15 protein-coding genes and 1 tRNA gene are annotated in these 13,149 nt (G+C 65.8%); 8 read left to right on the top strand and 8 right to left on the bottom strand.

From position 1 onward, the window contains the following. Positions 1–27: 27 nt before the first annotated feature. Together mshD and CXQ89_RS04400 are read right to left on the bottom strand one after the other, a co-directional pair. Complete coding sequence (mshD, locus tag CXQ89_RS04395; protein WP_104160415.1) at positions 28–1,011, bottom strand: mycothiol synthase; 984 nt, start codon at positions 1,009–1,011, stop codon at positions 28–30. 75 nt (positions 1,012–1,086) lie between these two features. Beyond that, on the bottom strand, positions 1,087–1,797 hold the full coding sequence (locus CXQ89_RS04400) for a response regulator transcription factor (RefSeq protein ID WP_104052782.1): 711 nt from the start codon (positions 1,795–1,797) through the stop codon (positions 1,087–1,089). A gap of 144 nt (positions 1,798–1,941) precedes the next feature. Here CXQ89_RS04400 and CXQ89_RS04405 point away from each other — a divergent pair, with 144 nt between their 5' ends. The 4 genes from CXQ89_RS04405 to CXQ89_RS04420 all read left to right on the top strand — a co-directional run bounded on the left by CXQ89_RS04405 (position 1,942) and on the right by CXQ89_RS04420 (position 5,121). Further along, positions 1,942–2,691 carry a hypothetical protein gene (locus tag CXQ89_RS04405; protein WP_146067196.1) on the top strand — a complete coding sequence of 250 codons (750 nt, stop codon included), beginning with the start codon at positions 1,942–1,944 and terminating at the stop codon, positions 2,689–2,691. 219 nt (positions 2,692–2,910) lie between these two features. Then, on the top strand, positions 2,911–3,510 hold the full coding sequence (locus tag CXQ89_RS04410; protein ID WP_104101634.1) for an FABP family protein: 600 nt from the start codon (positions 2,911–2,913) through the stop codon (positions 3,508–3,510). 63 nt (positions 3,511–3,573) lie between these two features. Further along, positions 3,574–4,665: a folate-binding protein YgfZ gene (locus tag CXQ89_RS04415; protein ID WP_104160416.1), complete on the top strand. Its 1,092-nt coding sequence runs from the start codon at positions 3,574–3,576 to the stop codon at positions 4,663–4,665. A 54-nt stretch (positions 4,666–4,719) separates the two neighbouring features. Then, complete coding sequence (locus CXQ89_RS04420; RefSeq protein WP_104160417.1) at positions 4,720–5,121, top strand: ankyrin repeat domain-containing protein; 402 nt, start codon at positions 4,720–4,722, stop codon at positions 5,119–5,121. A gap of 28 nt (positions 5,122–5,149) precedes the next feature. Here the strand turns inward: CXQ89_RS04420 and CXQ89_RS04425 are convergent, their stop codons facing one another. The 5 genes from CXQ89_RS04425 to CXQ89_RS04445 form a co-directional block, all read right to left on the bottom strand. Then, complete coding sequence (locus CXQ89_RS04425) at positions 5,150–5,869, bottom strand: N-acetyltransferase (protein ID WP_104160418.1); 720 nt, start codon at positions 5,867–5,869, stop codon at positions 5,150–5,152. Positions 5,870–5,910: 41 nt separating this feature from the next. Further along, a complete protein-coding gene (locus CXQ89_RS04430; protein ID WP_104160419.1) occupies positions 5,911–6,939 on the bottom strand; it encodes a 6-phosphofructokinase in 1,029 nt (342 codons plus the stop codon). A gap of 126 nt (positions 6,940–7,065) precedes the next feature. Continuing rightward, positions 7,066–7,305, bottom strand: a complete 240-nt coding sequence (locus CXQ89_RS04435; RefSeq protein ID WP_104052767.1) for a PspC domain-containing protein — start codon at positions 7,303–7,305, stop codon at positions 7,066–7,068. A gap of 4 nt (positions 7,306–7,309) precedes the next feature. Beyond that, positions 7,310–7,609: a hypothetical protein gene (locus CXQ89_RS04440; protein WP_237687098.1), complete on the bottom strand. Its 300-nt coding sequence runs from the start codon at positions 7,607–7,609 to the stop codon at positions 7,310–7,312. Beyond that, a complete protein-coding gene (locus CXQ89_RS04445; RefSeq protein WP_181032223.1) occupies positions 7,606–8,928 on the bottom strand; it encodes a PspC domain-containing protein in 1,323 nt (440 codons plus the stop codon). Before CXQ89_RS04445 ends, CXQ89_RS04440 begins: the two co-directional genes overlap by 4 nt. 134 nt (positions 8,929–9,062) lie before the next feature. Here CXQ89_RS04445 and CXQ89_RS04450 point away from each other — a divergent pair, with 134 nt between their 5' ends. Next, a complete protein-coding gene (locus CXQ89_RS04450; protein WP_104160421.1) occupies positions 9,063–10,415 on the top strand; it encodes an ATP-binding protein in 1,353 nt (450 codons plus the stop codon). After that, a complete protein-coding gene (locus tag CXQ89_RS04455) occupies positions 10,412–11,065 on the top strand; it encodes a response regulator transcription factor (protein ID WP_104160422.1) in 654 nt (217 codons plus the stop codon). The genes CXQ89_RS04450 and CXQ89_RS04455 overlap by 4 nt, the downstream gene beginning before the upstream one ends. A 22-nt stretch (positions 11,066–11,087) precedes the next feature. Here CXQ89_RS04455 and CXQ89_RS04460 read toward each other — a convergent pair whose 3' ends face one another. Then, a complete protein-coding gene (locus CXQ89_RS04460) occupies positions 11,088–12,308 on the bottom strand; it encodes a pyridoxal phosphate-dependent aminotransferase (RefSeq protein ID WP_104101621.1) in 1,221 nt (406 codons plus the stop codon). Positions 12,309–12,628: 320 nt separating this feature from the next. On the opposite strand from CXQ89_RS04460, the gene CXQ89_RS04465 reads away from it, so the two are divergent. Then, a tRNA-Trp gene (locus CXQ89_RS04465) sits at positions 12,629–12,701 on the top strand. Between the two features lie 81 nt (positions 12,702–12,782). Continuing rightward, positions 12,783–13,064, top strand: coding sequence for a preprotein translocase subunit SecE (gene secE / locus CXQ89_RS04470; protein ID WP_104052760.1), 282 nt, complete (start codon positions 12,783–12,785; stop codon positions 13,062–13,064). Positions 13,065–13,149: the final 85 nt, after the last annotated feature.

Below are 13,149 nucleotides of genomic sequence, written 5' to 3' on the forward strand. Positions count from 1 at the left end.
CAATTCAACATTACAAGCTGTTCCGGCTCATCCGGCCGCGTACATCACATCCGCGTCCCAGCGGACGAAACCCAGCCGCTGGTACAGCGCCATGGCCGGAGCGTTGTCCGCATCCACGTAAAGCATGATGGCCGGCAGGCCGCTGTCCTGGAGATGCCGGATGCCGGCAACGGTCAGGGTGCGGCCCAGTCCCATGCCCTGGGCCTCGGGAACCACTCCCACCACGTACACCTCTCCGATGGGCGGATGTCCGCCGGCACCGGGATGGACCTTGGTCCAGTGGAAGCCGAGGATGGCATTGTCCTCGTCCCGCACAGCCAGCAGGAATCCTTCGGGATCGAACCAGTCCTCCGCCATGCGTGCGGCGAGGTCGCTCCGGGTCATGCCGCCCTGCTCGGGGTGGTGGGCAAAGGCGGCCGCGTTGGCTGCCAGCCAGGCGTCGTCGTCGGCCCCCGGATGAAAGGCCCGCAGCGAGACGCCTTCGGGCAGCTCGGCAGCGGGCAGCCCGTCAGTTCCGGCGCCACGGCTCAGCCGCAGGCGCAGCAGCTCGCGCACCGGACGGTAGCCAAAACGCCGGGCCAGTTCGACGGCGGCGTCATGGTTGCCGTGCGACCATGCCTGGGGTGCGGGGACGGTGCCGGCGCTAACGTGCTCCTGCACGGAGGACGCCAGGGCGGTGCCCACACCCTTCTCGCGGTAGGCAGGATGGACCACCAGTTCCAGCACGCCCGGTTCTTTCGGACCGTCACTGATCAGTACAGCGACGCCGGCCAGCGCCTGGGTAGCCGACGGATCCGAGGACTCATCATTGGCATAGGTGGCGAAAACCAGCAGGGAGTCCGGGTCCGTGTCACCGGAACGCAGGTCAACGAGGGTCTGTTCGGAGAGCGGCGGGTTACCGTCCGCATCGGCGGCGGCGGCGGCCAATTCGCGGATCCGGTCCAGCTCATCGGGCTCCGGGGTTCCCTTGGTGACTGTGACGGGCCAGGGCATTACGCGTTCGTCTCTCATTGAAGAAGCCTAGCGCCCGGAGGGCACCGGACAAGCGGAGGCGTCCAAAGTTCCCGCAGGCAGTGTCGCAGCAGGTCAGGCTTCTTGGCTCGCGGGCTGCGCGGGATCCCCGGCCAGCCGGGACCGGGTGAACCGGTAGCCCACGTTGCGGACCGTGCCGATCAGGTTTTCATGGTCCGCACCCAGCTTGGCCCGCAGCCGCCGGACGTGGACGTCCACCGTCCGTGTGCCCCCGTAATAGTCGTAGCCCCACACCTCGTGCAGCAGCTGGTCGCGGGTGAAGACACGGCCGGGATGCTGTGCCAGGTACTTCAGGAGCTCAAACTCCTTATAGGTGAGGTTCAGCGCAGTGCCGTTCACCCGGGCCGTGTAGCTCGCTTCGTCGATGACGACGCCGGATGCACGGATCTCGGTGCTGGCAGCTTCCGAGGACGAGTTGATCCTCGCGGACATGAGCCGCAGCCGGGCCTCCAGCTCGGCCGGTCCGGCCGAATCGAGGATGACGTCGTCGGCCCGCCAGTTTGCCGCCACGGCAGCCATTCCGCCTTCGGTAAGAATAAGGATCAGCGGCGTGTCCAGTCCCGTTGCCTTCAGCAGCTGGGTGAGTGAACGGGCGCCGACCAGATCCTTGCGGGCGTCAATAAGCACGACGTCGCTGGGCTCTGTGTCGAGCAGTGCCGTGGGTTCGGCGGGAACAACCTGCACTTTGTGGTTGAGCAGACCGAGGGCCGGCAGGACCTCAACAGAGGGTCCCGGACTGTTGGTCAGCAGCAAAATGTGCGACATGGATCCTCCAAGGTTGGGCGCACATCATCGGGCACAAGCTGGGCCGCGTCCGCAGGCGGGGCGAAGGTGTTGAAAGTATACCCACGGGGCCTCGCCGGACCCGTAGCTTTCATCTGCACTACGTAATAAGGCAGGATGGCTTAGGTGAAACTTTGGAGCGTAGCGGTGCTGGCGGCAGCAGCCCTCATAGGCATCGTCGGTGCTTCGTACTGGTCCGTTGGGGCCGTGGCAGTGGTTACCGGCATTCTTTGCATCGTGGTGGGGATCGGCTGGCCGCACCTCCTGGATGTTCCGGCCAAAAAGACCCAGGGCGCCGTACTGGCGCTCGCAGGCGCAGCCGCCTGTGCCGCCGCGCTGGTGGCACCGTCCACGGCATTACTGACCTGGCTGCCCGGGGTGGCGGCAGTAGGCGTAGGCGCCATCTTCCTGATCCAGCTGCTGCGCGGAACCGGACAGGCCCACCGGCTGGAATCAACCATCGGCAACATCGCAGGTGTCCTCCTGACGGTGATGGGTTCAGGCTGGGTGGCCGCGGACAGGCTGGCCGGTGCCGACGGCAGCCCGGCAGGCCTGACCATCAGTGCAGCCGGCATCCTCGCCGCACTCGCTGTGTCCCTGATCCCCCTGCCGGACAGGATTACCGCCCCGCTGGGCGTAGCCGCCGGCGCCCTGGCCGGTGCGCTGGCCGGAGTCCTGCAGCCGGAAGCCGGAGTGCATGCTGCCGCTGCTGCGCTAATGGGCGCCGCGGGTGCCGCCGTCGTCATGGCGGTCCGCCGGCTGATCCTCTCCCGCGATGATATTTCCACCCGCCGGGGGCGGCTGGCCCTGGCCCTGGCACCCATCGTGGCGCTGGGCTCCGTGGTCTATTTCCTGGCCAGCCTGCTCGTCCCCTGACCTCTTCCTATCCCGGCCGGCAGGTCATGGGACGAAACGTCCGCGGCTCCGGGTTAGGATGTAGCTATGGATTCGCTTGTAGCCCTTGAAATCTTCTTTATCGTCCTGCTTGGCATCACCGGCGTCGGCATGGCCGCATTCGCCGGCCTGGTCATCAGCCGCCTGTACAAAGGCCAGAAGTAGCCCGCCCAAGAGCAACCGAAGGAAGAGGTCAGCGCCATGCCCATGGAGATCCCCACCGATCTGACCCCTGAGCTCGTGCCGCTGTCCTGGCTCCTTGGAGTCTGGGAGGGCTCCGGCAGGCTGGGGGAGGGTGAAGCCGATTCCGAGCACTTCACCCAGCGTGTGACTTTCAGCCAAAATGGCCTGCCGTACCTGAAGTACGACGCCGAAAGCTGGCTCACGGACGAAGACGGCACCGTTCTGCGCCCGCTCGCCGTTGAGACGGGATTCTGGGCGCTGGACCGCCCCCTGAACGACGCCGACGGAGGCCCCGGGCTGACCCCGGCGGACATTGTTCCGGCGCTGCGCAGCGCCGACGAAGTCGAAAAGCTCCGCAATGACAGCGGCGGCTTTGACATCACCGCCACCATCGTCCATCCCGGCGGCATCGCAGAGCTGTACTACGGCCAAATCAAGGGCCCGCAAATTCAGCTGACCACCGATCTGGTCATGCGGGGCGTGAACTCCAAGGAGTACACCGCCGCCACGCGCATCTTCGGTTTGGTCAACGGTGACCTGTACTGGCGCTGGGATGTAGCTGAGGGCGGCAACGCGCTGAAGGCCCACGCCTCCGCCATCCTGAAGAAAACCTCCTAAGCCTTCCGGCGCTGCGGAAACCAAGCACGGAATAGCCGCCCCCGCAAGGACGTTGCACCCGTTATGACTTACCTCAGCCCCCTCCTGTCCCGCCACGGTGCGGTGGAAGCCGGCGGCCTCGACGCCGGTGTTGCAGCCCACTACGGCGATCCCCTGCGCGAGCAGCGGGAACTGGCCCGCGGCAATGCCGTCACGGACCTGTCCCACCGCGGTGTTGTCACCGTCACCGGCCCCGACCGCCTCAGCTGGCTGAACACCCTGTCCTCCCAAAGCGTGAGCGACCTGCAGCCAGGCACAAGCTCGGAGCTGCTGCTGCTCAGCGTCCAGGGACGCATTGAGCACGACGCACGGATCCTGGACGACGGGAACACCGCGTGGCTGATCGTGGAAGCCGCTGAGGCGCCCGTCCTGGCCCAGTTCCTGGAACGGATGAAGTTCATGCTCCGGGTCGAGGTGGCCGATGTCAGCCGGGACTGGGCCGTTGTGGGATCAGTGACGCCAGTGGAGGCCTGGGCCAACTATTCCGTCTGGACCGATCCCTGGCCGAACATTGGTGCCGGCGGTTTCGCCTACACCGGCGTCCCTGAGGATTCCCATCCGGGACGCGACCGCCCCTGGCATGAGTATCTGATCCCGGCAGCGGAGCTGGAACAGGCCGTTACGGACTCAGGGCGCACCCTTGCCGGCACCATGGCCTCCGAAGCCCTGCGGATTGCGGCCTGGCGTCCGCGGCTGGGCGCCGAGACCGACGACAAAACCATTCCGCATGAGCTGGATCTGATCCGGACAGCGGTTCATCTGGCCAAGGGCTGCTACAAGGGCCAGGAAACCGTGGCCCGTGTGCACAACCTGGGGCATCCGCCCCGCCGGCTCGTGTTCCTGCAGCTGGACGGTTCCCAGCACACGCTTCCCGCGCCGGGCAGTGCAGTGATGCTGGGGGAACGCAGGGTGGGAGCGGTGACGTCGGTTGCCCAGCACTATGAAATGGGCGCCGTTGCGCTGGCCGTGATTAAGCGCTCCGTGGATCCCGCGGCAGAGCTGGTGGTGGACGACGATGGCGAGCCCTACGCCGCCGCGCAGGAAATCATTGTTGCCCCGGATGCCGGCCAGGTTGTCGGCCGTGCCGGCGGATTCCTGCGCCCGCCCCGGGCATAGCGGAGTTCAGCACCAAAGACGTTAGACCGATGTACGCACTTGAAAGGAATCCCCATGAGCACCCCGGAATCCCGCCCGGAGATTGACGAAGACATCATCGAACTGGCCGGTTTGGTGTTCGATGCTGCGCGCGCCGGTGATACGGAGGGGATCCGGGGTTACCTGGATGCCGGAGTGCCCGTGAACCTGACCAACGGCTCAGGCGACACACTGGTGATGCTGGCCTCCTACCACGGCCACGAGAGCCTGACCGCGCTGCTGGTTGAGCGGGGCGCGGATGTGAACACCCAGAATGACCGGGGCCAGACCCCGCTGGCTGGTGCCGTCTTCAAGGGCTACACCGGTATCTTCCGCATCCTGGTCGAAGGGGGAGCGGACCCTGACGCCGGTTCGCCGAGTGCACGGGACACGGCAGGATTCTTTCAGCGGCAGGAAATGCTGGCCCTGCTGCAATAACTGCAGGTCCACACGCTGCCCCGAAAGGCTAGGCCGTCAGCTGGACTTCGGAGCGGATCCCGACGGCAAGGAAACCTGCTCCGGCCGCCGTCCGGGCCGCCCCGATGTTGTCCAGGGGCGTGCGGTACTGCGGGATCAGGCCAGCCGCCATGGACTCCTCCACTGCAATGGACGTGACATAGCGTCCCAGTCCGTGCCGGCGGCTGGACGGCGCGGTGAGCGTGGAGATGTCAGCCAGGATGCCGTCCCGGATGTTGTAGCCGGCCCCAGCCAGTGGAACCGGAACTTCTGCGCTGTCATCCACGACTATGAACAGCGCTTCCTTGCCCGCCAAGCCTGCTTCAGCGACGTCGTCGGGCGGGCACAGACGCTCCAGCTGGACGGCAATCTCCGGGTCCTCGGAGACAGCCAGTTCCTCCGCCGGTTCCATGGGCTCCGGGAACGCATCGGCAAAACACAGATGTTCGGAGCCAACGGTTCTTCCGCCGTACTCCGCGGAAAGGCCGGCGAGAGAGGTTTGGCGGCTGAGTTCCGCTGCGCTCTTGCCGCGGGCACGCCGAGCCGCCCATTCGGGCCCGCAGAAGACCTCCCGGCCAAAAAGGCGCATGAAGGACACGCTGCGGGACTCGTCCTGCACGCTGTAGATCCGCGTTCCGTCCCCGGCGGCAGACAGGGCATCATCGGCCAGGCCTAAGCGGCGGGACCAGGCGAGCTGAATGATCGCAATCGTTCCCGGATCCAAATTCATACGTTTCAACCTACACCCGGTCCCGTCTGTGGCTCAGGCCGTCAGCCGAAGAGAATGGACGCTTCGTCGTAGCGGTGCTGGGGAACTGTCTTGAGATTGTCCAGCGCCTTTTCGAAGCCCACGTGCACAATGTCCGTGCCGTGCAGGGCCACCATGGTTCCCCACAGCCCGTCGATCACGGAATCAATGGCAGCCATGCCGAGCCGTGTGGCCAGTACCCGGTCATAAGCGGTGGGAACACCTCCGCGCTGGATGTGTCCCAGGACAGTGGCACGGGTTTCGATGCCGGTCCGGGCTTCGATCTCCGGGGCCAGCAGCTCTCCGATGCCGCCGAGCCGGGGCCGGCCGAAGGCGTCCAGCCCGCGTTCTGAGTGCGGGGACTCCATGTCAGTGGTGACGAAACCCTCGGCAACGACGACGAGCGGGGCGCGGCCGCGGTCACGGGCATGGGTGACCCACTCGGCAACCTGATCCAGGCTCTGCGGATTTTCCGGAATCAGGATGGCGTGCGCGCCGGCAGCCATGCCGGAGTGAAGCGCGATCCAGCCGACGTGACGTCCCATGACTTCAGCGACCATGCAGCGGTGATGGGATTCGCCGGTGGTCCGCAGCCGGTCAATCGCTTCGGTGGCGATCTGCACAGCGGTGTCAAAACCGAAGGTGTAGTCGGTGGCGTCCAGATCGTTGTCCACGGTTTTGGGGACGCCCACGATGTTCAGGCCCGCATCTGTGAGGCGCTGCGCGGCCGCCAGGGTGCCCTCACCGCCGATCGCGATGATGGCGTCGACACCGAGCCGGTCCATGGTGGCCTTGATTTTTTCCGGCCCGCCGTTGGGTCCTTCGAAGGGATTGGTGCGGGAGGTCCCCAGGATGGTTCCACCCTGTTTCGAAATGCCGCGGACGCTGGTTCGGGGGAGGTCGATGATGTCGCCGTCCACCACGCCGCGCCATCCGTCCAGGAACCCGACAAACTCCTGGTTGTGGACCTTGATGCCCTTGAGGACGGCTCCGCGGATTACCGCGTTGAGTCCGGGGCAGTCGCCCCCACTGGTTAGGATGCCGATCTTCATTGTTAAAACCTCTGGTTCAGTTGGGCGGCTGGTGGATCCTCAGCCTTGATTCTAGCCATCGCCGGGCTGCCGGCCATCGCACGGAGGGTCCAGCCGGCCCCGAGGAGCCAAAACAAGCCCAGACTGCTAGCGTTTGCCGATCAGCTGCTCCAGCGCAATGGTGCCGTCATCCTTAGGCAGCAGGAGCCAGGCGGCGAGATACGTCCATACGCCGACAAAAGGCAGCAGGAAGCTGAGCAGGACGGCTATCCGGACCGCTGAGACGTCCCAGCCGTACCGCGCTGCCACCCCGGCGCAGACCCCGCCGGCCCAGCCGCGGGTCCGGCGGACGGGGGAGGAACGGAGAATGTCAAAGAAACGGTTCATGGTATTAGTCTGCCTGTCCGGTGGGGCGACGGGTGTCGTTTCCGCCGCTGGTGAAGTGGTTGCGGCCGCCGAAGGCGGAGATTGCGCCGCCGATCAGCAGGGCGGTGCCGCCGCCCAGCAACAGGCCCAGCAGCACTGCCAGGGGGTCGAAACTGATGTCGGTCAGCAGCCAGGCCAGGAGCAGGACCGCAGCTGCGATGATCAGCAGTCCCCAGACAATGGTGCCGGTCCGGACCGGCCGCTTGGCGGGGGAATCTTCAGGGAAGTGCTCGGAGGAACCCTGGGGGTACGCGGAAGCATTCATCGGTCCAGGTCGCTTTCGTTTACGGTCACCAGGACATTGCTGGCAACTCCCTTGATACGGACTACTAGGGGGTCGCCGTCCGTGTCATTCATTCGTTCATCCGCTGTTTTCCATAACCCCCCGGATTCGGTGAGGGTGACGCCGTCGTCAATCTGGACGTTGCCCGCAAACATGTCCGCGCGGACGAGGACGGGGACATCGTCCGGCACCAGGATGGTGAGGTCGCTGGCAGCCACGTTGACCGGGATCTCAACAGCCGGGTCTGTCTCATCCGCAAGGTAGCGCAGGTCCAGGTTCCCGTCGGCGGCCGCAAGCGTGTAACCCCCGGTGGCCGGAGAGGAAGCAGTGGGTGTCCAGTTCCCCTGATTGGCGACGACGACGGTGTCGAAAGTGCCAAGGTTGCTGCCCGCCACGCCGGCACCGGCCACTGCGGCGATGGCGGTCAGGCCAAGGATTCCGGAGGAACGCCCAAGGGCCCCGAGGATGACGATGCCAAGTCCGTTGACTGCCGCCCCCGCCGCGAGGGCAACGGCCACCGGGGTGCCGATGTCGATAACCGAGGCGTAATCCAGGGTCAGGATGACGCCGATGGTCAGCAGCACCGCTCCAAGGACAACCGCGGTTTCGGCGGCTCCGGGCGTGGTCCGCCGACGGGGCGGGACCGCAGCGGGCCGGACCGACGAAGCCGCAGGCCCCTGCGCGGCGTAGTGGGCGGAAGCTGCAGGACCAGGGGCGGAGGCTGCGGCATACGGAGCGGAGGGGACCGGCGGCATCGGCGGGACAGGCGCGGCAGAAGTGTGGGGGTCGCTCACGGCACCGCGGCCGTTACGGGTGAAGAGCCAGTACACCAGCAGCCCGAGGCCGCCAACCCAGAACAGTGTCCAGAAGAAACCGCCGAGCAGCCCGTCGCCGGACCAGAAAATGCTGGGACTTCCACCGCCCAGGACGCAGGCCACGAGCGCTCCGGTGGTCCCGGACGTCCAAGAGCCGCGCAGGGCTTCCTCTGCATGGATGCGTCCGTCGGGCTCCGGGAGCAGTGCCCAGGCCAGGCCGTAGAGCAGGAGTCCGCCGCCGAACAGGCCCAGGACAATGAACAGCCCGCGGACCAGGACCGGATCCAGTCCGGTGCGGGCTGCGATTCCCTCACAGACCCCGCCCACCCAGCGGTCCTCTCCGCGGACGATGCCCAGGGAACGCAACCAGGTGAAGAAGCCGTTGGGACGGGGCAGCGGGCGGGTGGGATTCTCAGCGGAGTCAAAGGGCGGCAGTGGTTCCGTGGGGGAGCCGGCCGGGTCCGGGACTGGGGGTTGCGGGGTCATGCTTCCATTCTGGCCGGCTGCAGACTGCTGAAACATCCGGGACAGCCCTGAGGAAACCCTGAGATGGCCCTGAAAACAGGCCGGGGACTGGCCCCCGGGACGTTCCGGGACAGCGAACGTGCTTGGATTAGGACATGTTGGATCCGCTTCTGAGAACAGATGACCGCGTGGTGGCAGGGGTCTGTTCCGGGCTGGCCGGGCACCTGGGCTGGTCAGTCGGATTGGTCCGGGCACTCATGGTTCTGCTGGCGCTGGCCGGAGGCGCAGGCCTGGTGCTGTACGCCTGGTTGTGGGTGCTGGTCCCCACGGCGGATGAAGCCGCCGACAAGGTGCAGTCCCACCGCGACCCCAGGAGTGTGGCCCGGAACTTTGCTGCCTACCTGAACGAGCAACCGTCCGGGGAGTCCGACGCCCGGGAACCCGCACCGGCAGATTCCCGCTGGATTGCAGCAGCGTCCAACAGAGAGGTCCTCGCCGGGCTGGCACTGCTTGCCGTGGCCGGAGCGGTCATTGCACAGCGGTTCGGCGCCGATGTGAACTGGCAGCTCCTGTTTCCCGCGGGGACCATCATTGTTGGAGCCGTCCTGGCCTGGTCCCAGCTTGATGAAACACGACGGGCGGGTTTGCTCAGCCGTGCGGGTGCAGACCGCCGCACCGGTCTGCTCAGGCTGGGAGGCGGACTCCTGCTGGTGGTTGTGGGGGTGATCCTCATGGTGTCCGGCGCCTTGACCTGGGACGTCCTGCTGGCAGGCCTGCTTGCCTCGGCAGCTGTCTTGGCCGGAGTGGCACTGGTGTTTGCGCCGTGGGCCGTAAAGTACTGGCGGGATCTGGAAACGGAGCGGACAGGCCGGATCCGGGAGCGGGAACGGGCGGAAATTGCCGCGCACCTGCATGACTCGGTTCTGCAGACCCTGGCCCTGATCCAAAACCGGTCCGGCTCGGAGCAGGACGTTCTGCGTCTGGCACGGGCGCAGGAGCGCGAGCTGCGGCGGTGGCTCTACGCTGATGATCCGCGGACGGCCGGACAGCTGTCGGACCGCCTCAAAGCGGTGGCTGCTTCGGTTGAGGACGAGTACGGGTACCCCGTGGAGGTGGTGGCGGTGGGTGATGCGACCCTGGACCAGCCTGCGGACGCCCTCGTCCAGGCCGCACGGGCGGCGCTGATCAACGCGGCCCAGCATGCACCCGGACCGGTCTCGGTCTACGTGGAATGTACCGCTGATCGTGCTGAGGTCTTCATCCGCGACCGCGGACCCGGCTTCAATCCCGAGGAAGTGCCCGAAGACCGGCTCGGTGTCCGCGAATCAATTGTCGGCCGGATGAGGCGCCACGGCGGCACCGCCGTCATCCGCAGCGGGCCGGACGGAACCGAAGTGCGGCTGGCCCTGCCGCTGACCCGCCCGGCAACGGAAACCACCCCGGCAACGGGAGCTGACCCATCAACGGAAACCACAGAGAACAACCAGCAGTCATCGGAGCGCAAATGATTCCCGGCACCATCGACGTCGTAGTGGTTGATGACCACGCAATTTTCCGTTCGGGCCTGAAAGCGGACCTGGACTCCCGGCTCCGCGTTGTGGCCGAGGCGGATACCGTGGAGCGCGCCGTCGCCGCTGTCCGCGCGCACCGCCCCGCCGTCGTGCTTCTTGATGTACATCTGCCCGGCGGAGTGGGTGGCGGCGGGGCCGAAGTCATAGCCGGTTGCCGCGATTTGCTGGGCAGCACCCGGTTCCTCGCGCTCAGCGTTTCGGACGCGGCGGAGGATGTTGTGACCGTGATCCGCGCCGGCGCCCGCGGCTACGTCACCAAAACGATCTCCGGTGCCGAGATCTCCGATGCCGTGGTGCGGGTGGCAGGCGGCGACGCGGTGTTCTCGCCACGGCTCGCGGGTTTTGTCCTGGATGCGTTCGGAACTGCTGCGGTCGCCGCGGTCGACGACGAGCTGGACCGCCTCTCCGCCCGCGAGCTGGAGGTAATGCGGCTGATCGCCCGCGGCTACAGCTACAAGGAAGTGGCCAAGGAGCTTTTCATCTCCGCCAGGACGGTCGAAACCCATGTTTCGGCCGTCCTGCGAAAACTCCAGCTCTCCAACCGGCACGAACTCACCCGCTGGGCTGCGGCACGCCGGCTTCTTTAGTTCCCCGCAGCCCGGGGCCGGGTCAGCTGGCCCGGCCGAGGAATTCCGTCAGGCGGGACATGCCTTCGGCAAGGTCCTCGTCGCCCAGTGCATAGGACAGGCGGAGGTAGCCGGAGGGGCCAAACGCCTCGCCGGGAACCACTGCCACCTCCACCGTTTCGAGGATCAGCGCCGCCAGCTCGGCCGAGGTCTGCGGCCGGACCGGACCGTCAGAGCCGGGGAACTCCTTGCCCAGCAGCTGCCGAACGTCGGCATAAGCGTAGAAAGCGCCTTCCGGCATGGGGCAATCGACGCCGTCAACCGAGTTCAGTGCCGCCACCATGGCTTTGCGGCGGCGGTCGAAGGCTGTTTTCATCTCTTCCACTGCGGTCAGCGGACCGGAGACAGCAGCAAGTGCGGCCATCTGGGAAACGTTGGCCACATTGGAGGACAGATGGGACTGGAGGTTGGTGGCAGCCTTGATCACGTCCGCGGCGGCAATCATCCAGCCCACGCGCCAGCCGGTCATGGCGTAGGTCTTGGCCACACCATTGAGCACGACCACCTTGTCGCCGAGCTCGGGCGCCGCGGTCGCAATGGAGGTGAATTCCACGCCGTCGTACGTCAGGTGTTCATAGATCTCATCGGTGACTACCCAGAGGCCGCGGGCTGCAGCCCACCGGCCGATTTCGGCAACCTGCTCGGCGGGATAAACGGCACCGGTGGGGTTGGAGGGCGAGCAGAACAGCAGGAGCTTGGTCTTGTCGGTGCAGGCTGCCTCGAGCTGCTCCACGGTGACCATGTATCCCTGCTCGGGGCCGGCAAACACTTCCACGGGAACGCCGCCGGCCAGCCGGATGGCTTCCGGATACGTCGTCCAGTAGGGAGCGGGGAGCAGAACCTCGTCGCCGGGGTTCAGCAGGGTGGCGAAGGCCTCGTAAACCGCCTGCTTGCCGCCGTTGGTCACCAGGATTTGGCTCGGGTCCACGGCATAACCGGAATCGCGCAGCGTTTTCTCCGCGATGGCCTTTTTCAGTTCAGGCAGCCCGCCGGCGGGGGAGTAGCGGTGGAAGCGCGGGTTGCGGGCGGCCTCGACCGCCGCGTCGACAATGTACTCCGGGGTCGGGAAATCCGGCTCGCCTGCACCGAAGCCAATCACCGGCCGCCCTGCTGCCTTGAGTGCCTTCGCCTTGGCGTCTACGGCAAGTGTCGCGGACTCCGCGATCGAAGCGATGCGCTCTGAAATTCGGCCGGTGGAAGGCATGGCGTTCCCGTCTGTGGTTGCGTTGATTTCCCGAAGGGGACTTATGGCATACGCGGCTGCCGGATATCCGGCTGCCGGTTCCAGTTTAGGTGCAGGGGCCGGTGCACGCCTTTTCTTACGGTGCTGCCGCGAAAAAACCAGGCGGCCAACAGCGTGCTGAGCATCGGAAAATGCACGGCAATCCGCCGTCGTAAAACGCCGGTTCGACGGAACAGCAAACATTGAGTAGACTTGATCTTCGTGTTGAAGTCCCAACACTGGTCTGTGCCTGTCGCCGGTTCGCTGACGACGGTTATTACCGGTAGAGTGGTTTCCTCCATAGGGTAGTGGCGCAATTGGTAGCGCAGCGGTCTCCAAAACCGCAGGTTGCAGGTTCGAGTCCTGTCTGCCCTGCGCACGGCTGTCATCACGGCAGCTCAGCAGTCCTTCATGAAGCAGCAGTCCCAGCACTTGCTGCGGCTGTGAACCGAACAGATGAGTGAGGCGATGGTGACCGAGACAGCTGCCGGCAGCTCCAAGGGACACCCCTCCAGCGGGCCCAAGAAGCGCGGCTTCTTCGCGGCCATTGCGCTCTTCCTGCGTCAGGTCATTGCAGAACTGAAAAAGGTGGTCACCCCCACCCGCAAGGAACTGCTGAGATACACCCTCGTGGTCCTGGCCTTCGTGGTCGTGATGATAGTTATCGTGACAGTTCTGGATTTTGTCTTTGGTGCGGGAGCACTGTGGATCTTCGGTGAGGGCAGCGGCGAGAGCTAGCGCCTTCCTTGAGCCCCGCCCCAAGGGCAGGAACCTCAGGCCTTTGAGCTGGAGCTAGTGACAAACCCTATAGAGCTCTGAAGAA

It is taken from the genome of Arthrobacter sp. ZGTC212, from assembly GCF_002929255.1.
Lineage (GTDB): Bacteria > Actinomycetota > Actinomycetes > Actinomycetales > Micrococcaceae > Arthrobacter_B > Arthrobacter_B sunyaminii.

Bases quoted from the DNA above. Each gene is read 5' to 3' on its own strand.
- CXQ89_RS04450 (WP_104160421.1), top strand. From the start codon at position 9,063: ATGTTGGATCCGCTTCTGAGAACAGATGACCGCGTGGTGGCAGGGGTC.
- CXQ89_RS04455 (WP_104160422.1), top strand. From the start codon at position 10,412: ATGATTCCCGGCACCATCGACGTCGTAGTGGTTGATGACCACGCAATT.
- CXQ89_RS04460 (WP_104101621.1), bottom strand. From the start codon at position 12,308: ATGCCTTCCACCGGCCGAATTTCAGAGCGCATCGCTTCGATCGCGGAG.
- CXQ89_RS04400 (WP_104052782.1), bottom strand. From the start codon at position 1,797: ATGTCGCACATTTTGCTGCTGACCAACAGTCCGGGACCCTCTGTTGAG.
- CXQ89_RS04430 (WP_104160419.1), bottom strand. From the start codon at position 6,939: ATGAAGATCGGCATCCTAACCAGTGGGGGCGACTGCCCCGGACTCAAC.
- CXQ89_RS04425 (WP_104160418.1), bottom strand. From the start codon at position 5,869: ATGAATTTGGATCCGGGAACGATTGCGATCATTCAGCTCGCCTGGTCC.
- CXQ89_RS04440 (WP_237687098.1), bottom strand. From the start codon at position 7,609: ATGAATGCTTCCGCGTACCCCCAGGGTTCCTCCGAGCACTTCCCTGAA.
- CXQ89_RS04445 (WP_181032223.1), bottom strand. From the start codon at position 8,928: ATGACCCCGCAACCCCCAGTCCCGGACCCGGCCGGCTCCCCCACGGAA.
- CXQ89_RS04420 (WP_104160417.1), top strand. From the start codon at position 4,720: ATGAGCACCCCGGAATCCCGCCCGGAGATTGACGAAGACATCATCGAA.
- CXQ89_RS04410 (WP_104101634.1), top strand. From the start codon at position 2,911: ATGCCCATGGAGATCCCCACCGATCTGACCCCTGAGCTCGTGCCGCTG.
- CXQ89_RS04415 (WP_104160416.1), top strand. From the start codon at position 3,574: ATGACTTACCTCAGCCCCCTCCTGTCCCGCCACGGTGCGGTGGAAGCC.
- mshD (WP_104160415.1), bottom strand. From the start codon at position 1,011: ATGAGAGACGAACGCGTAATGCCCTGGCCCGTCACAGTCACCAAGGGA.
- CXQ89_RS04435 (WP_104052767.1), bottom strand. From the start codon at position 7,305: ATGAACCGTTTCTTTGACATTCTCCGTTCCTCCCCCGTCCGCCGGACC.
- secE (WP_104052760.1), top strand. From the start codon at position 12,783: ATGAGTGAGGCGATGGTGACCGAGACAGCTGCCGGCAGCTCCAAGGGA.